The 17,991-nt window shown below is 65.9% G+C and carries 16 protein-coding genes and 1 pseudogene; 3 read left to right on the top strand and 14 right to left on the bottom strand.

Annotation, left to right across the window (positions count from 1 at the left end; translation table 11 throughout):
* Positions 1-88 precede the first annotated feature (88 nt).
* The gene (locus ABD743_RS26680; RefSeq protein WP_344724996.1) at positions 89-247 is read right to left on the bottom strand and encodes a hypothetical protein; all 159 of its coding nucleotides are present in this window, start codon (positions 245-247) and stop codon (positions 89-91) included.
* A 95-nt stretch (positions 248-342) separates the two neighbouring features.
* On the opposite strand from ABD743_RS26680, the gene ABD743_RS26675 reads away from it, so the two are divergent.
* On the top strand, positions 343-549 hold the full coding sequence (locus ABD743_RS26675) for a helix-turn-helix domain-containing protein (RefSeq protein WP_344724994.1): 207 nt from the start codon (positions 343-345) through the stop codon (positions 547-549).
* Positions 550-596: 47 nt separating this feature from the next.
* Here ABD743_RS26675 and ABD743_RS26670 read toward each other — a convergent pair whose 3' ends face one another.
* The 6 genes from ABD743_RS26670 to ABD743_RS26645 form a co-directional block, all read right to left on the bottom strand.
* The gene (locus ABD743_RS26670) at positions 597-803 is read right to left on the bottom strand and encodes a hypothetical protein (RefSeq protein WP_344724992.1); all 207 of its coding nucleotides are present in this window, start codon (positions 801-803) and stop codon (positions 597-599) included.
* 86 nt (positions 804-889) lie between these two features.
* A complete protein-coding gene (locus tag ABD743_RS26665) occupies positions 890-2,278 on the bottom strand; it encodes a mercuric reductase (RefSeq protein ID WP_344724990.1) in 1,389 nt (462 codons plus the stop codon).
* 306 nt (positions 2,279-2,584) lie between these two features.
* Complete coding sequence (locus ABD743_RS26660) at positions 2,585-3,247, bottom strand: cysteine hydrolase family protein (RefSeq protein ID WP_344724988.1); 663 nt, start codon at positions 3,245-3,247, stop codon at positions 2,585-2,587.
* Between the two features lie 74 nt (positions 3,248-3,321).
* Positions 3,322-4,974, bottom strand: a complete 1,653-nt coding sequence (locus tag ABD743_RS26655; protein WP_344724986.1) for an AMP-binding protein — start codon at positions 4,972-4,974, stop codon at positions 3,322-3,324.
* Between the two features lie 731 nt (positions 4,975-5,705).
* Complete coding sequence (locus tag ABD743_RS26650; protein WP_344724984.1) at positions 5,706-6,026, bottom strand: hypothetical protein; 321 nt, start codon at positions 6,024-6,026, stop codon at positions 5,706-5,708.
* Between the two features lie 255 nt (positions 6,027-6,281).
* On the bottom strand, positions 6,282-7,607 hold the full coding sequence (locus tag ABD743_RS26645) for an FAD-dependent oxidoreductase (RefSeq protein WP_344724982.1): 1,326 nt from the start codon (positions 7,605-7,607) through the stop codon (positions 6,282-6,284).
* Positions 7,608-8,133: 526 nt separating this feature from the next.
* On the opposite strand from ABD743_RS26645, the gene ABD743_RS26640 reads away from it, so the two are divergent.
* Positions 8,134-8,358: a transposase gene (locus tag ABD743_RS26640; RefSeq protein WP_344724980.1), complete on the top strand. Its 225-nt coding sequence runs from the start codon at positions 8,134-8,136 to the stop codon at positions 8,356-8,358.
* A gap of 1,257 nt (positions 8,359-9,615) precedes the next feature.
* Here ABD743_RS26640 and ABD743_RS26635 read toward each other — a convergent pair.
* Both ABD743_RS26635 and ABD743_RS26630 read right to left on the bottom strand, forming a co-directional pair.
* Complete coding sequence (locus tag ABD743_RS26635; RefSeq protein ID WP_344725118.1) at positions 9,616-11,136, bottom strand: GMC family oxidoreductase; 1,521 nt, start codon at positions 11,134-11,136, stop codon at positions 9,616-9,618.
* Between the two features lie 73 nt (positions 11,137-11,209).
* Positions 11,210-11,923 carry an SDR family NAD(P)-dependent oxidoreductase gene (locus ABD743_RS26630; RefSeq protein WP_344724978.1) on the bottom strand — a complete coding sequence of 238 codons (714 nt, stop codon included), beginning with the start codon at positions 11,921-11,923 and terminating at the stop codon, positions 11,210-11,212.
* 783 nt (positions 11,924-12,706) lie between these two features.
* On the opposite strand from ABD743_RS26630, the gene ABD743_RS26625 reads away from it, so the two are divergent.
* Positions 12,707-13,255 (top strand): helix-turn-helix domain-containing protein, encoded by a 549-nt coding sequence (locus ABD743_RS26625; RefSeq protein WP_344724977.1) that lies wholly within the window; start codon positions 12,707-12,709, stop codon positions 13,253-13,255.
* 145 nt (positions 13,256-13,400) lie between these two features.
* Here the strand turns inward: ABD743_RS26625 and ABD743_RS26620 are convergent, their stop codons facing one another.
* From ABD743_RS26620 to ABD743_RS44565, 5 genes and pseudogenes are all read right to left on the bottom strand, one after another.
* Positions 13,401-13,739 (bottom strand): hypothetical protein, encoded by a 339-nt coding sequence (locus tag ABD743_RS26620; protein ID WP_344724975.1) that lies wholly within the window; start codon positions 13,737-13,739, stop codon positions 13,401-13,403.
* 622 nt (positions 13,740-14,361) lie between these two features.
* On the bottom strand, positions 14,362-15,330 hold the full coding sequence (locus ABD743_RS26610) for a COG4705 family protein (RefSeq protein WP_344724974.1): 969 nt from the start codon (positions 15,328-15,330) through the stop codon (positions 14,362-14,364).
* An 891-nt stretch (positions 15,331-16,221) separates the two neighbouring features.
* The gene (locus ABD743_RS26605) at positions 16,222-16,515 is read right to left on the bottom strand and encodes a hypothetical protein (RefSeq protein ID WP_344724972.1); all 294 of its coding nucleotides are present in this window, start codon (positions 16,513-16,515) and stop codon (positions 16,222-16,224) included.
* Positions 16,516-17,014: 499 nt separating this feature from the next.
* Positions 17,015-17,764, bottom strand: a complete 750-nt coding sequence (locus tag ABD743_RS26600; RefSeq protein WP_379659371.1) for an IS3 family transposase — start codon at positions 17,762-17,764, stop codon at positions 17,015-17,017.
* Positions 17,668-17,877, bottom strand: a pseudogene (locus ABD743_RS44565) (hypothetical protein); the annotation flags it as partial. The gene ABD743_RS26600 and the pseudogene ABD743_RS44565, both read right to left, overlap by 97 nt.
* Between the last annotated feature and the right edge of the window lie 114 nt (positions 17,878-17,991).

The raw sequence follows: 17,991 nt of genomic DNA, 5'->3' as shown, positions 1-17,991 counted from the left end.
GGACGGGCCGGCATCGACCTCACCCCGGAGCGGGCCGACAAGCACATCGCCGGCTACACGATCATCAACTGGGACCAGACAACCAGCGCTACTCGACCACATCCGGCGCCCTCCGCGCGGACCGGCGCACGTGCGACTGGCCGAGGACCTGGCCCAACTCGATCGCGACACCGACGACTCGAACGACATCGCCCTCGACCTGACCACGGTCACGGTCACGGTCGTCAACGACCGGTGCCTCGTCCATCGGACACCGCACCTACGCCGAGCCGAATTGGCTGTGGCCATCGCAGAACGGAACCAACAGCAGCGAAAGAGCAGGGTTACTCAAGGGAGACCAGCATGACGGGGACAGAACCGCTGACCTACAGCGTCGACGAGGTGGCGGCACTTCTGGGCATCGCCCGCGGGGTCGCTTACGAGTGCGTGCGGAACGGGTCCATCCCGGCAACCCGAGTCCGCCGACGTTGGCTCGTACCGCGCAAGCGATTCCATGCCTGGCTCGACGGCGCGGAATCGGCGCCCGCTCGCTCAACCGAGGTCGCCTGATGGGCTTCGTCGACAAGACCCCCGAGGGCAGACACCGCGCACAACGTTCACCGTGATCCCGTGCGGACCGAGCACACACAGGCCCGGTTCGCCGGACCCACGGACCTCCCGCCCTCCGCGCCGTTGGCGACGTCGGCCAGCGCATGCACGGTCCGGGAGACCCTGCCAAATCGGGTCATATTCGCCTGGTCGGCGTCGAGCACCTGGCCGATCTCCGCGGTGACCGCGGCGAACTCGCCCACTGCACGGCCCACTCCAAGTCTGGTGACTTGGCATCCGACGGCTCACGCTGCGTCGCTCGCCGCGATGGACTCCAGGGCGTGCTCGCGTTCGTAGGTCTTTAGGCGTCGAACGTCGCGAAGAGGGTGTTGAGGCCTTCGGCCAGGAGCGGGTGCGTGAAGATCGCGTCCGCCATGGCGGTGTGGGTGAGCTTGCCCAGCATGGCGACCTGGATCATGGTCATGAGCTCGCCGCCTTCACTGCCGAGGACCGCGCAGCCCAGGATCTGCCCGCTGTCCGCGTCGACGACGGCCTTCATGAAGCCGCGCGTCTCTCCGGTCTCGATGGCCCGGATGACGGCGCTCATCGGCAGCTTCGCCACCCGTATCGCGCGTCCTTGCGCCCTGGCCTCGCGCTCGGTCATGCCGGCGCGGCCGAGCGGGGGGTCGATGAACATCGTGTACGGAACGATCCGGTCCCGCGTGCTTGCCTTCTCGTGCGCGATGAGATTGGCGTGCAGGATGCGGTAATCGTCGTAGGAAAGGTGGGTGAAGGCCGGGCCGCCCTTGATGTCCCCCATCGCGTAGACGCCGGGGACACTGGTTTCCAGGTACTCGTCGACCTCGATGAAGCCGTGGTCGTCGAGACGGATGCCGGCCGCCTCGGGGGTGAGCGCCTCCGTGTTCGGGATCCGACCGATGGCCGACAGCAGGTGCGACCCTTCGATCTGTCGTTCACCGTCCTCCGTGCGAACGGCCAGCCGCAAGCGGCCGCCGTCGCCCGGCTCAACCCGGACCGGCGTCGACGAGGTCAGGACCGTGATCCCGTCATCGCGCAAGATAGCGGCGACCTCGTCCGAGACGTCCTCGTCCTCGATCATCATCAGGCGCGCGGCGCGTTGGATGATGGTGACCTCGCTGCCGAACCGACGGAACATCTGCCCGAACTCCAGCCCGATGTAGCCGCCGCCGAGGATGATCAGGTGCTCCGGTAGCTCGCCCAACTCCATGATCGACGTTGAATCGAGCACAAGGACGTCGCCCGCGCCGCTGATCGCCAGCGGCCTGGGTCGGGTGCCCGCGTCAATGACCACCACCGGCGCACTGATCTGCCGCGTCCCGCCGTCCGTCACGGCGATCTCCACCGTCTTCGGCCCCGTGAAATGGGCCTCGCCCTCGATCAGGTCGAGCCCGTCCTGCGCCAGGCGGCTCGCGTAGTTCTGCCGCGCGCCGGCGACCATGGCCCGTTTGCGCTCGCGCACCGCGGCCAGGTCCACCGATACCGGACCGATACGCACGCCGTACTCCGCGCCGCGGCGCGCCTGGTAGGCGAGGCGCGCGCTGGCCACCATCGTCTTGGTCGGGGTGCACCCCGTGTTGACGCAGACGCCGCCCAGTCTGCTGCGCTCGACGAGCGCCACCTTCTGGCCCGCCTTCGCCAGCTCGACGGGCAGGAACCGGCCGCCCTGGCTGGTCCCTATCACAATCGCGTCGTAGTGCTGATCAGTCATGCGTCGTCTCCCCATGTTCTGGTACGGGTGTTGGCGCGGACCACGTACAGCCAGATTCTAACTAAGTTAGCGAGCGATCTCGGCGAGGAAATGCTTAAACTGCGCCCGCGAGGGCGACACGCCGATCCGAAGTTCAGAAACGATCGCGACGTCGAGCCCGAGTCGTTCGCAGCGTGCGACGCGGCGAACGTGGGCGGCGACCGCGTCGGCGTGAGCGTCTGCCATTCGCTGTAGCGGGGACAATCGACGCCGATCCTTCTGCAACTGGGCCATCGTGGATCACCCATGGGTCCGTAGCGACGTTGATCAGTTAACGAGATGCTTCTTGAAGTCGAGTGCGACCTCAACGACGAAGTCCGCCGTTGTTGCGACAGCCGTAAACAGGTAGGCCAGCCGTTCGATCGCGGCGTTGTGCGCCTCCGTAGCCGACAACCTGCCAATCGCCTGTGATGCACAAGCGTCGGAGAGCACTGTCACCTTGAAGCCTGACATCGAGAGGTTGTCCGCTGTCGTCTGGACACAAATCGGGGTCGTGAGTCCTCCGAGCACGACCGAGTCGACTCCATCGGTATGCAGTCGAGCCACAAGGTCACTCGATAACACGCCAGAGAAGCTGGTTTTAGCGATCACCAGTTCATCGCTCATGATCACATCCGGATAGCTGGCTGCCATAGGCTCGTTCACTGCGAGAGCATCGGCAGCGTCCGGCGCGAAATCCGTGGCCCTCCCAGTGGGCCGGCGATCCTCGGTGAATGTAGTGACCAGGTGGACGACGGTCCCGCCCGCCGCTCTCCAGGCGGTTGCGGCAGCCCGGAAGTTGTCAACCGCAGCAGCGGCACCCGGGACGGGCTCCCAACTGCTCTCCCCGAACGCGAGTTGAAAGTCGACGCCGAGCAAGACAGTTGTCGTCACATCATACTCGTATTTGATCTTTCCTACTACTTCACGCGACATCTTCGTTCCATTCATTGTCACAGGGTCGGATAGTCGTACCGGAGCTAATGGCACACCGATCGGCCTCTGGCCAATCGCGTTGAGTCTTCTCACGTCGGGGTGGTGGCGTCCAGGAGCAAACGCCTGAGCAACTCCTTGCGCACCTTGCCGTTATCGTTGCGGGGTAGGGCCTCGAGATACTCGACACGAGCAGGCAGGTACCACTCGGTCATGCCCTTGCCGGCGAGGTACTTGCGCAGCTCGTCCAGGGTGACAGGAGGCCTGGTGGACGGGACGATCACTGCACATGCCAGCTCCCCGGCCTGCTCGTCCGGATAGCCGACTATGGCGACATCGGACACGGCGGGATGTTTGAGCAGCTCGGATTCGACGTCGTTGACCGGGATCATGAACATCCCACCGATGCGGTCGCCGGCGCGGCCCATGAGCCGGATCCCGCCGCGCCCGTCCGAGATGGCGAGGTCGCCGGTGTCGTACCAGCCCTCGTCGTGATCGGCGATGATGGTCAGCGCTCCCGAGTCTCGGCCCACCGTCGCCAGGCACACGGAGCCACCGCGTACGAACAGCTGGGCAGGCTGGTCCTTGCTGATCGCGGCCTCGGGGCGCAAGTCGAGTTCCACCGCGGTCGTGGGCCGCCCGTCGCTGTGTGCCGCCCAGTCCGGCGGATCATCGTTGCGGGTGACCGTGCAGCCTCCAACCTCGGTCATGGCCCAGATCGCCCGCAAGGTCACACCGAACACCTCCGGCACCTCCGCGACCAGGGGCTTCGGTATGGTCGTGACACCGGACCCAACCACACGCAGCGCTGGGAGAACCGGCCGCGCCCCAGCGGTGGCCGCGATCATGTCGTAGATGAACGAGGGCGCGCTCATGAATTGCGTCGTGCCGCTGTCGGCCAGCACCTTCAGGCCCCGCTCGCCCGACCAATCATCCAGCAGGACGATGCTCGCACCGGTGAGCAACGACATCTTGGAGAAGAACTGCCCGGCCGCGTGCATCAGAGAGTGTGGAGTGAAGATCACATCCGTGGATGTGATCCCTAACGGCTCAACCATCCCCGATGTACACGAGTACCAGGTGTTCTTTGTGTGCAGCGCACCTTTCGGCTCTCCCGAGGTACCGGACGTGAACAGGACCATGAAGACCCGATCCGGATCCTCCCGTGCGTCGTCCAACGCCACGGGATGACGCTCCTCCCACGGCGTCTCCTCGAAGAACGAACTAAACTCGATCTCCCCATCAACCGTGCTCCCGATCACCACCCGATGACGCAGCTCAGGGAGCCGCGCGGCGATCTCCCTCAACGCTGCAGCATGAGGGAAGCTGTGCCACTCATCCACTGTGACACAGACGCTTGCGCCTAACCGGCGCAGCATCCGCTCCAACTCCCGCGGGCGGATTGCCGTCATGATCGGCGCAACCACCGCGTCCAGCCGCGCAGCCGCCAACAGCAACACCTCCGCCTGCCACCAGTTCGGTAGCTGGCACGCCACAACGTGGCCCGGCCGCACACCCAATTCGTACAAGGCACCCGCGAACCGCTCCACACAGTGGGCGAAATCGGCGTAACTGATCCAGGCAGCTCCGCCGTCGGCCCGATACGCCTTGATCGCAAGCGACTCCCGCAATTCATCACGCCAGCGCCGCAGGTCAGAAATCGGACCACCATCGCGCCAGACATGGGAAGCGCGGAACTTGCTCGCTCGGATTTTGCGCGGGCGGATCAAAAAATCCGTTGACAATCCGGAGCCCCTTTCACGCGGTGAGTCATGCAGGCGTTATGACCCTCAATCCAAGCAATACAACATCATGAACAGAACTGCGTTCAGCGACAGTACGAACCAGTGCGTTCTTGATGAGCACATCACGAGGCTGCGCCATGGAGACCTCCAAGATTTCAGTACATGAATAAGTGGGGGGCCGCCGCGTCGGGGTCGAAAGGGGCACGGGATTGGGGCTCGCGGGACTGGCGGTCGGGGTCGAGCGATGACGGAGCCAACCCTCTGGTTAGGGATGCCGACACGGACGATGTTGTTCCGCTGAAACCGCGATCGCTCCAGTGCGAACCCCTGGTTGCTCCCCGCTCCCGTGGGCTTCTGCAGGTGCCCCGTGCCTGAGGCTTCGCAATTCGGGCAGCAGTCGAGTTGACTGTGTCCCTGCTCATGTGGAGCCGGCCGTCGGCGCGGCAGCGAACGTGACAACAGCGTCATGATTAGCCTTCGCGCAGAAGGCGCCGTTCGCCACCATCGTGCCCGCGTGCCAAGAACCGGTACTGCCGCAGGACGTGAACGAGAGCAACCCAAGACCGAGGCCGAGGCGTGCAGGATCCCCTGGAGGCCGACGAGGGCCTGACTGAGGCCAGCCCATGGGGCGCGGGACGCGAGCCCGCCGACACCACTGCGCGGGCCTGACAGTCGCAGGCCGGACACGGTCGAGCAGACCATCCCGAGCGGTACCCCGGACAGTCTGAGGCTCATCGGAGGTGGCACCCGGCATGCGTCCAGGGAGCGCTGCGGCAAACGAGAGTGACCGACCGACTGCTGGGGAGTGGCGAGCCGCGAGCATCCGCGGCCGGGACACGGTCCGGGTCAGGGATCCGATCACCGAGTGGATCGGGAAACAGCGTCACGCCGGACATGTTGGCCGTGCCCACCATATGTAGCGACACCGAGAGCGACGTGCCGGTAGAGGTCTGCAGCGCGGTGGCCACCAGCGGGGCAAAGCCCCCGCCGAGCACCGCCCCCACGGCGAAGGCGAAGGCGGCGCCGCTGTAGCGGTGCTGCGGCTCGAACATCTCGGCGAACAATGTCGCCTGCGGGCCGAAGGAGGCGCCGAGCCCGATCCCAGAACGAGCGCGGCCACGAGAATCAGAGCAGTCGAGCCGGTGTCGACCAGCAGGATGAACGGCACCGGCCATACCACCAACAGCCCTGACCCCACGAGATACACCGGCTTGCGGCCCACCCGGTCCGACCAGAGAGCGGCGAGCACGATGAAGACCCGAAGGACACGCTGCCGATGATCACCACCACGAGCAAGGTCGTGGAGCTCACCTTGAGCACGGACGTGCCGTGCGGTTCACCCGCTCCGCCAGGTCGGGGGCAAACAGCCGGCTCGGCTCGTCGAGCATGTTGATTACACGGATCAGCTCGGTGCCGAGTACAGCGTCCTTCGCGGCGGCCGCACGGTATCGCTCGAGGTACTGGTCCATCGCCAACATCTCCTCGGTGCGCTCGCCCTCGACGTTCGGGCCGCTGACCATCAGGTCCCATGGGGTGTCGAGAAGCGCTGCCGCGGCAGCGAAAAACCTTAGATGCAGCTCATGGCCGCCTTCGCGAATCAGGCGGCTCAGCAACAGGGCCTCGAGTGCTGCGACGGTCATCCCTTGGGCGTAGCGGGGATTGAAACTGCACAGTGCGTCGGCGATGACGAGGTAGCCCTCCGGGAACCGGTCCAGCTGCTCGAAGCGCCTGCGAATGCTCGCCGGGAAGCGCATCTGCGCGGGTTCGCTCAACGGTTTTCCCGTACGGATGACCTCCGCGATGCCCGGGGAGAAGCTGTCGGCGTAGTCGGCCATCGCCGCCCTGCCGATCTGTAGCTTCTCCTCTCCACGGATGGCGAGCGTGACTATGAATCGATCACCCTCCTGCGCCATCGCGACACCACCTAGCTGGCGGCCGGGATAGGGACTGAAGGTTTCACCGATGTGCCCGTCGAGATAGTGGGGCTCCCGCCGATAGGTTCGAGAGATGAAGGCGACCTGGATACCCAACCGTTCCTCCGGGACACGGGTGTACCCGAGTCCCTCCAGCCACACCGGGGTGCGCGTGCCACGACCGGCGGCGTCCACCACAAGGTCAGCGTCGATCGTCGACTCCGCTTTGTCGTCGGCCCGGTTCCGGGTGCGCACCCCGGTGAGGCGGGCGCGGTCGGGCGAGGTCGCCAGACCCGTCACTTCGCAGCGGTCGGCGATCGTCACACCGAGCAGCGCCTCGACCCGGGACCGGATGGCAAGTTCCAGGAGAGGGCGACTGACCGCCAGCCCGATCAGACCAGACGGCTCGGGCCGCACCAGGTAGCCGTCGAGATGCCAGCGAAAGTCAGACTGGAGGTCGATTGCGGACACACCCGCAGCGATCAGCTCATCACTGAGCCCCGGGAAGAGCTCCTCAAGCGCGCTGCGCCCCCGGGCAAGTAAAAGGTGAAGGTGCCGGCTCTGCGGAACACCACGGCGCGCGATCGGTTCGACCGGGAGCTCGTCGCGATCGACCAGCGTGACACGCTCGGCAACATCGCTCAGCACTCGCGCCGCGCACAGACCGCCGATGGATGCACCAATAACGACGGCATGACGGTAGGGCCGGACTGAACTCATCGAAACCCCTTGAGGATTTGACATCGAATAGTAGGCAGCCGACGCCCACACGCATCGCTCCGGGGATTGAACCTTCGAGCCTTGGCGTGCTCACACAACGGCCTCACATCAAGTCGGAGCGCATCTGACCCATATACCCAGCTGACTTCATAATCTCCGCACCTCCGGAGCCTTATATCTCAGTTTTACAGCTGAGAGGGCGGCAATACAATGATGCTGCACCGACGGAACGCAGATCGCCCCCGTGCCAACCCCTGGCCGCTGCCGACACCCAGTGTTGGTGCATGTGCCCCGTGCCGAAAAATTCGCAATCCGGGCAAGAGTGCCCGCGCCTTCCTACTACACCAAAAACCATTGAGATCCCGGTCTATTATGATCTCGGCGTGTTTGCTGTGGACGATGTCCGACTCTGAACGACTCGCTGTCGGACCGGTCGCGCCGCTTCTGTCGACCGCTCGGCGCTTCTCGCAGGTCAAGCCTGCGGTGATCGGTTGCGCCGTCGGGATCGTGTTCGTACCCAAGCCAGGTGTGTGGCCGGCGTTGCGTCTGCCTCGGTGGCCTCGCCGGCGCCCGGCTGCTCGGCGAAATCGGCGATGACTGCACCCGGTTCGCCGACGCCCGAAAGCTGCGTGCCCACGCCGACTCGGCCCCGGTCACCAGAGCCTCCGACCAAAGCCGCGTCGTCACCCACCGCCGCATCAAAAATGATCGGCTCGCCACTGTGGCTTCAGCCGGCCGAGGATTCGGTTGAACAGGTGCCGCGACGCGGCAGGATGGCCGTCACCGGCGGCTCGGCGCCGGTCGTGGTCGGCCTGGGCTGCCGGTGAGGGCCTTCCGGCTCGCCCCTCTCTACGTCACGGTCACCCGGCCCGGCCGCCGGTCGTTCGGGATCAAGCTCGGCCCGTTCTCACACAACGTCACCCGGCGCACGACGTCCATCGACACCCCGGGCCGGGCGACTTCGTCCACCGGCGCGGTCGTCCGAAGAGGCCGGCACCTGATTTTCCTGCCACGGGAACCGGACGAAACGGGAAGGCGGTGGGGTAAATTTCCGGCGCCTGCTTCTTGCCCTTGCCCTCGGCGCTCTCCTAGCCGCGTGCGGGGGCGACGGTGCATCCGCTAGATCCATGGCTCCTCACGCACGGGACGGCCCGACTACTCCGGATACCTCGCCGCCGTCGAGGGATTCGCCGTGATGAACAACTCAGCATTTGAGAGCAGCATCAAAGAGGGTACAGGCGGGGTCACGCCGACAGACCTGTGTCCTGGTCGGTTGCGACGAGAACAGCAAAGGTCTGCGCAGGCTCGGAAGGGCGAGAGTCGTCCGCGCGCTCGCGGCTGTCGTAGGTGTTCGCAGCGGGCGTCGGCCCGGAATCGTCGCCGCGGGCTCGGTGTTCTGCCCGAGGGGCCGGGGCTGGTGATCAACTCGCCCCGTGAACCGACCGCGATCACGCCAGGCCCTCGGTGGTCGTCCCATCGTGCCGTCGGGACGACAGGATCTGAACCTGCGACCCTTTTGACCCCTAGGCACCCGATCATGACGAAAGACCTGGTGAAAGGCCAGATCAGACTCAGTCCGAACGTCCGTGGACGTCCAAGGAGGGCTTCTCATTTCCCCGGCGATCGTCGCTCAGTTTGTCACTCAGTGCTCCGCTTGCCACCAGGAGAAAGACGCTGAAACAGGCAGCCCCCCTGTTTCAGCCTCATCAGTGACCCTGTCGGTAAGAGAGTGTGGAGACTTGCTGTCACTCCTGACTGCCACTCGACTGTCACACCCGTTTGGCAGGTCAACACGCGTCAAGTGACAGAGCGACAGGTGCGACAGGGCGCACCGAGCCGCTCGGCAGCGATGCCGCGGACGTGATCGGCCCCCAATTGGAGGCTGCCCGGGCCGAGTTCAGACAATGGGAAGCGACGGCCCGCAGTACCGACTTCGAGGCCTGAGGCCGGTACGTACGCTGCGACAGCCCGCTGGTTCAGGGGGACCGTGACGAGGGCCCGTGTGGCTTCACCGGTGGTTGACGGGGCTTCCTGACGTCAGGAAGGTGGCCGCCCGCTCGGCGATGGCGAGCACGGTGGCGTTCGTGTTGCCCGAGACGATCGAGGGTATGACGGACGCGTCGGCTATGCGGAGGTTCTCGATGCCGCGCACCCGTAGATCCGGCGCCACGACCGCATGTGTGTCCGTACCGATGCGGCAGGTGCCCACGAAGTGGTGGTAGGTGGACAGACTCCGTCGAATGTGGTCGCGCAGGTCGGAGTCGCTGCGTGCGGCAGCGCCGGGGGCGGCCTCGCGTTCCCGCCAGCCGTCGAGGGACCTCGCCCCGCCGAGTTCCCTGGCCCGTTGCAGGCCGACGACGAGGCGGTCGAGGTCGCGCTCGTCGGCCAGGTAGTTCGGGTCGATGAGCGGCGCCGTGCCGGGGTCCGCGTCGGCCAGGCGGAGCGAGCCGCGGCTGAACGGGGTCATCAGCGCCACGCGTACCGAGTAGCCGCTCTCCTCTCCCGGCCGCAGGCGCGGATAGAGGGGGCTGTCGAGAAAGATCATCTGCAGATCGGGCTGGTCGGAAAGGCCGCTGCTGAACAGGACGTTCGGCTTGCGGAAGAAGCCCCTCTCAACCGGCTGACGCGCCGTGTACGCAAGGGCGACGAGCGGGTGGTCGTGCAGGTTCTCGCCCACACCGGGAAGGTCCGCCCGCACCTTGACGCCGACCTCGCGCAGCTGCTCGGCCGGACCCACCCCCGACACCATCAGCAGCTGTGCCGAGCCGAACGCACCGGCGGTGAGGACGACCTCACGCTGCGCCTCGACCGTATGCTCCTCGCCATCCCTGATGTAGACGACACCGCGGCACCGCTGCCCGTCGAGGACGAGCCTGCGGGCGACTGCGCGGTCGACCACGGTGAGATTGCGGCGGTGCAGGGTCGGGCGCAGATAGGCGTCGGCGGCGGACTGGCGCTTCCTGCCGACGACATTCACTTCGGTCCACGACGAACCCTCGCCGTCAGCCCCATTGAGGTCGTGGTGGTAGGCATGACCCGTTTCGATCGCGGCGTCCAGAAGGGCGTCGAACAGCGGGTGGGTGTCGTAGGCAGGCGCCGCGATCATCGGTCCGCTGGTTCCCCGATAGGCGGAATCGCATCCCGGCGCGGTCTCGCTGCGCTTCAGAAACGGCAGCAGCTCCTGATAACCCCACCCCGTCGCGCCGCCCTTCTCCCAGGCGTCGTAACTGAGAGCGTGGCCGCGGATGTGCATCATTCCGTTGATACTGCTCGATCCCCCGAGGACCTTTCCCCGTGGAACGGGATGCACAGCGCCTTCGGTCTGCTTCTGCGGAGTCGTGGAGAACGCCCAGTCGACCTCCGTACCAGCCAGCCGCAACCAGGAACCCGGGTCCGACACGGCGGGAGGGGCGTCCGCGGTGCCGGCCTCCAGCAGCATCACCCTCACCGTCGGGTCCTCGGAGAGCCGGTTGGCCAGGACACATCCGGCTGTCCCGCCACCAACCACGACAAAGTCACTTTCTTCCATGACCATCCGGTCGAGAACGCCATGCAGGATCGCTTCCGTGTCGTTCTTGCTGCCCCTTGCTTCTGTTCCCATTTCAGTGGCCTGCGCTCATGCCGCCATCAACATGGAGGATCTCCCCGGTGACGAACGAGGCGCTCTCCAGGTACATCACCGCGTCCACGACATCGCTCAGCTCGCCCAACCGGCCGACCGGCTGGAGAGCGGCGAGGGTGTCGTGGGCCTCGCGCGGGTGCATAGGGGTATTGGTCGTGCCGGGAGACACGGCATTAGTGCGGATGCCCCGGGCGGCGTACTCGATCGCCAGGGACTTCGTGGCGTACTGCAGCCCGCCCTTGGTCAGCGCTGCCAACACGGAGGGCACGCGGGCGTCGGCGTTGTCGACAATGCTGGCGGTGATGTTGACAATGTGGCCGCTGCCCTGGGCGAGCATCTGCTCGACGGCGAGTTGGGTGATGCGGAAAAAGCCGGCGAGGTTGGTGCCTGTGAAGGCGGCGTAGTCATCCAGGGTGTATTCGGTAAAGGGCTTGGCGAAGAAGATCCCCGCGTTGTTGACGAGGGTGTCGACGTGGCCGTAGCGGTCGATCGCAGCAGCGACGACGCGTTCGGCGGTGGCTGGGTCGGCTATGTCGCCCTGGACGGTCAGGACGTGCTGGTCGTCGGCGGGCGTGATAGAGCGCGAGTTGGCGACGATTGCGTAGCCGCGCTTGCGGTAGGCGTCGACCAGGGCGGAGCCGATGCCCTGCGAGGCTCCAGTGATGATGGCGACCTTCTGCAGCGGTGTCTTCATGGTGAATTTCTTCTTTCAGTGCGGGACGAGTTCCTTTGCCTGATCGACGCGGTGAGTCCGCAGCGGGGTGTCCTCCCCGGCATCATCTCTAGGCATCGATCGCATGCTAACCAGGCCAGACCAGCCGGTCCACTTTCAGGCCGTGATTCGTGGTACGACCCCGGCAAAGCGGCCACTATTCGGGCATTTCGGAAGGAATCGGCTGGACCGATCGGTCCGCAATATCTCGCATGGCAGGCGGTTGTCAAGTAGTCGGACTAGCACTGCAACGGCGCTCGGTTCATGTCGGCCGGTAGTCGCCTCGGCGGAGGTACATTAGTCAGTGCTGCATTGTCGACGAATTTGATGATTCGCCCATCGGAGACAGCTGCGAGGATCGGGGCTACGGGGAGCCCGTGCGGATCGACGGCGAGCATGCGCGTTGTGTCGAGCGGTTCGCGGGTGCGTTGTACGAGTTGAGGGTGTGTGTGGGTGCCGAGAACCGTGTCACGGCGTCTGATCAGCACTTTCGCAACCAGCGACGCCCGCAGCCACAGCCCGAACTCCGGCCAGCATGATCGCCTGCTGTGGCATTCCGACTCACGTACCTGATGCTCGCCCGCGTGCTGACTGGCGCTGCTCGCCCGACCCGACGCAGAGAAAGACGTCGAGATCCTGGTCCACCGTTACGAGGTCGCCGTACATCGACGACGCAATCCGCGCCCGGCGCTGACGTGGGATGACCGCGCTCTCCTCAGCGCACTGGGCAGGCTCCTGCCCACGCAGCTGCGCCGGCCACGGCTGGTGTCGCCCGGAACCCTGCTGCGCTGGCACGACGCCGGCCTCGTCGCCCGCCGCTGGACCTACCCAAAACGCCAACCGGGCCGCCCACCCACCCCGCAGCGAATCCAGGCCCTGGCGCTGCAGATGGCCCGCGAGAACCCGACCTGGGGCTACCGACGTGTCCACGGTGAGCTCGTCGGACTCGGCCACCGAGTCGCTACCTCGACCGTGTGCAGAATCCTGAAGGGCGGAGGCATCGATCCCGCTCCCCTGCGGTCCGGCCCGACCTGGCGCCAGTTCCTGGCGACGCAGGCCCACGCGGTCCTAGCCGTCGACTTCGCCCATGTCGACACCGTCCTCCCCCGTCGCCTCTACATCCTGGTCGTGATCGAGCACGGCACCCGCCGCGTCCGCATCGCCGGGATCACCGCCCATCCCACCGGTGCCCTGGTGCTCCCCGCTCCCGCCCGCCCGCCACACTCCCCCGCCCTCCGGAGCGACCGTTCGGCCGCTGCGACGAGACCGCCTCGGTGGTCTCGTACACGAGTATCTGCAGGTCGCATAACGTGACCGAGTTCTCGGCACCCACAGCCGGACCTGGGACGTCGGCGCCCGTCGCCAGGGTGACGATGGGCGCCGACGACACACTGAAGCTCATGTGGGCTCAGCGGTTACTGCAGAATCGGATCCGCCGGGGTCCGATGCCACGGCCGGACTACTTGGACAACCAGGCGTATGCCCACATCTGCGGGCCGGTCGGGACGTCGAGAACGATGCCCTTGACGTTCGTGCGGGTCAGCAGGCCGGTGTAGGCCCGGCTATACCAGCCGATGGCGAGATCCTTTCCTGCGATGTCCTCGACCTGTTTGTAGTCCTGGACCTGCCGATCCTTGTCGGTGGTGGCGACGGCGTCGTCGAGCAGCGCATCGACCTGTGGGTTGGAGTACTTGCCGTAGTTCCCGCTGCCTCCGGTGTGCAGGAGCTGGACGAGTGACGGGAACGGGGTCGGCCACTCGGATACCCACGTCGTGAGCTGGAAGTCGCCGCCCTGCACCACGGACGAGCGGGGGGAGCGTCGATCGCCCGCTCGCGCAGTACGGGCTGTCGCTCGGCCCCTGGGATGGAATGGTCGGTGAGGGCCTCGGCGACCGCAGAGCCGGCCAGACCAATCACAGTGAAGTGGGCTGAGTCGAGGAGGTCGAGACTGCGGGCAGGCGGGCCTGCTTTGTCGCCCAGGTCCCGGTCGGGTTAGGTCCGACAGGTCGCTCCCCCACCCGCCAGCCGCAACATCCAGCACCGCCGACGCGAGGTCGCATGACAGGACAGGGTTCTCGGCACCCACAGGCTCCAGACTGGGCAAGGTCCTGGGTCGTCGAACGGCCTTCGCATGGTCCACCGCTTTCAAGCGCCTGCGCACCTGCTACGAGCGCAGCACCGACGTCCACCTCGACCTGCTCCACGCTGCCTTGGAATCGGCTTGTCGGACCAAGTCGAGCGAGGACCTTCCCGACTTTGTTCCGGGGTTGATGTCGCAGGGCTGCAGCTCGCCCGGACGGCTGTGGCAATGTCGCCGACCGTTGCGCTTATGCAGCTCGGCCTGGGAGCAGCGCGGGGCGACGATCCGCCCGGCGCCGTGTTAGCCAGCGGCACCGGACCGGTCCCTGCCGCGGCAGTCGTCAGTCCTTCTGCTCGCGACTACCGACGCGGCGATCAGACGCACTCGCCGCACCGACGTCGCCGGCACCCGGTTCCGTCGTCGAAGCGACCACGCCGCCGCTCGGCTGCTGCGGTTCGCCGGTACGCCGATTGATCGGGTACGGCAAAGGCTTCAGCGGCGTGCGGCCGACCTGGACCGCCTGGCAGGCGACCAACACGACGAGCAGAGCGAACAGCGCGACCGACCCCCACAATGTGCCCCAGCCGAGACCACCCTCGTCGACCGGCTTGATCAACGAGTCGCCACCGGCCGCCCCCAGCGGGCGGGTCAGGATGAACGCCAACCAGAACAACAGCATGGTGTTGATGTTCGTCAAGTAGTGGGCGGCGACGATCACCAGCAGGATCCCGGCGATGACAAGGAAGGCGTTGCGGAACCCGAGGCCGGTGTCATCAGACAGCCAGTCGCCACTAGCGGTGCCCAGGGTGTTCGACACCAGGATCGCGATCCAGTAGAGGATCTCCCCCTTGCGGCTCGCGATGTTCTCCACGTCGTAGGTCTGCCCAGTCCGCCACCACACCACGAAGATGATCGCCAGCAGCGTCGCAAGGATGAGTGCGCCCCATCCGTAACCGACACCGTTAGGAGCACTGGAGTCACCGGGACCGCGGTCCAGGAAGTCCGAGACCTCGGTACCTACCAAGCTGGTACCCAAGACCACTGCCCAGAAGAGCGCCGGCCTGAACCGCTGGGCCCTGATCTGGAGAGTCAGAACGATCAGGAAGAACGCGAGAAAGATCAGCGCGGTCGCGACATAGCCGACCCCGATCGTGATCCCGAACAGGTCTCCCGCAGTCTCCCCCAAGGTGACGGCAACAATCTTCACAATCCAGAACAACAACGTGATGTACGGCAGCTTGCGCATCACGTAACCGGCCGAACGATCTGGAAAGTTCGGACCGGCCGCCCCGGACACCGATGAGGACATAGCTCTCCAATCGTATTTTTGCACCACAGCATCGACTGCGTCACGGAACAGCGCACAACTCTGCAGGCAATTCGTGTTCAGCGCAGATCAAATATGACGGACACTATGTCCGACCTGACCGGTTTGAGCAGGTCGGGGCCGTTCTTCGCACTCCGATGGATACCCGCTCGGCCCACGCTACCGACCCCCGAGGGTAGCGTGAAGGGCTCCGCTCAACACACGATCTATGAAGCCGCGGCGAAATCGACCCATGCACCCCGGCCGCATACCCGATTTTTACCGAGCACACAACTTGATAACCTACAGCTAACCAGCAGCGCGAGAATCGACCTCCTGACGCTGGCCGGAAAGAGCCGAGAGGAAAGGCCAGCACACCTGGCCACAAACGGCCGGTTCCCTCTTCGTCCCACAGTTCAATCACCCTCCTATCCGCAGGCTCGGACACCCCGATGCGGTATGGGCGGCTGCCCATCCAGGACACCGAGCATGTCCATTACCGACGATGGAGCCTTAGAACAGCCCACCGGGTTCAGCATTGAAGGCCCTCCACCCACGGCTTTCATGGTGTTGGCCTTCAGGTGAAAACTCGGCAGGGTGACCAACAGCACGCCGAGTACCACCAGCGCACCCAACCGTGGGATCCACCGATTCACCAAAGGATCAGGGGTGTCGTTCGATGACGGGCCGGAGCAATTCCTCGACATAAGCCCACGCTACGCAATCGGACGTAAGTCCTCGAACAATCAGAGCAACGCTCGGTAAGATCTGCCGGTGGTCGGGCCACTGCGGATCGGTTCGGAGGAGCGCCTGTCGGCTCGCCGCTCGCATCGACGTAAGTCCGCCGTGGCCGATCCGGGGCAACGGGGAGGACCGAACACCGGGCGGGCATGATCACCAGACGTGCAGAGGTTTGCCCGCGATGTCGGGGTCAACGTGCTCGCGAACCTTGTCGCCGCCGCGATCGTCTACCTGATCGGGGTTTGGGTTGGCCTGTGGCACGACGCCTGTCAGCTGACGTTCTTCTCGATCGTATTTCTCATGGTGTTTGCAACCTTTGCCGCCGGCGTAGCCATCAGCCGCTCGAAGGGAGCGCGCCGCCTTGAATGGATGGTGGCTGACGGATGGGTATCCGTAGTGCTCATCGCGGCTGCGGTTATGTTTCTGCTCGTCTATGGACTTTGGCACGACCTCAACTGGGACTTCGTCAGCATCGCGGCGGCCGCGTTGTCCGCCGTGGCGGGCGTACCGGTTCTGCTCGCGAACATGCGGGACCTTCGTGCTGCCCGGGCCGAGGAACCGCGCAACCGTGCAGCGACCGCGCGGCGTTGGCGGGCCGCGAGCCGTGTCTCGTTCTCGGCCGCCTGCTCGTCGATCACCCGCGAGCTGACCGCAGCGACCAGGTCACCGCGGCCGTCAGAAGGCCGGTCACGAGGGTCGCGAGGCCGAGCACCGGGTCGGTCCCGGATCCGCCGCGAGACACCGACACTCGTACGTCTCTCGACGTACGGATCTACGCCACCGGTGGCGCGGCGGTGCGCCCGCACAGCGACGGCGCCACGTCGGCCTTGGCAGGCCTTGCGCGGGGTACCTGGAGGGCAGCATCGCCTTCTACGACACCCACCGCACCCACATGCGCGCCCTGGTGCAGATGGGCTTGCTCGGGTTTCGTGGACACGTGGGTGTGTCAGGCCGCGGGTGCGGCCTGGGTGTGGGCTTGTTCGTAGTCGTTGGGTGAGTGGTAGTCCAGGGCGGAGTGGCGGCGGCGGGGGTTGTACCAGGTTTCGATCCACTCGAAGATCGCTTGTTCGAGGTGGTGGCGGTGGTGCCAGGGCCGGCGGTCGAGCAGTTCGGTTTGCAGGGTGGCGAAGAAGCTCTCGGCCAGGGCGTTGTCGTAGCGCTCTCCGACGGTGCCCATGGAGGCGTGTAGGCCGGCGGCGGCGAGCTGGGTGGTGAAGGCCCAAGAGGTGTAGTGGGCGCCGTGGTCGGAGTGGAACACGATGCGTCCCGGGGTGGGGTGGCGGCGCTGGCAGGCCATGGTCAAGGCGTTGGTGATCAGCTCGGTGCGGGCGTGCTCGGCGATCGAGTAGCCGATGACCCGGCGGGAGCGGGAGTAGACGTCGAGGATGACCGCGCAGTAGGCCCAGCCCTCGTCGGTGAGGTGCTGGGTGATGTCGGAGACCCACAGCTGGTCGGGCTCGGCGGCGGTGAAGTCGCGTTCGACCAGGTCGGGGGCCGGGATGGCGTGTGGGTCGCGGATGGTGCTGGGCCGGTGGCGGCGTTGGCAGTGGCGCCGGTCAGGCCGCGGGTGCGCATCAGCCGGACCACCCGGGCCCGGCCGATGCGCAGGCCGTGCTGGCGGCGGAGCTCGGCGTGGACCCGGGGCGAGCCGTAGGTGCGGCCGGGCTGCTGCTCGTCCCCGCGCCCTCCACCACACCCGCGCGGCACCGGTTGCACGCTGCACTCGCCGCCGCCCGCCCCTACCCCATCACCGCCATCCTCAACGGACCCTGGCCAGCCGGCACCACCCTGCACCTCGACACCGACCACCGCGTCCTCGAACACACCCCACCACCAACGCTCGAATCCGACGCCACCCAGCTGTCAACGGTTCGCGAAAACTGACCCCCGTTCGGTTCGGGAAAGTTGACCCCCTGGGTTGGT

Source organism: Pseudonocardia yunnanensis (assembly GCF_039534065.1).
GTDB classification, from domain to species: Bacteria; Actinomycetota; Actinomycetes; order Mycobacteriales; family Pseudonocardiaceae; genus Pseudonocardia; species Pseudonocardia yunnanensis.
Note: the sequence above shows the minus strand (reverse complement) of the source record. Positions and strands in the feature narration are given on the sequence as shown.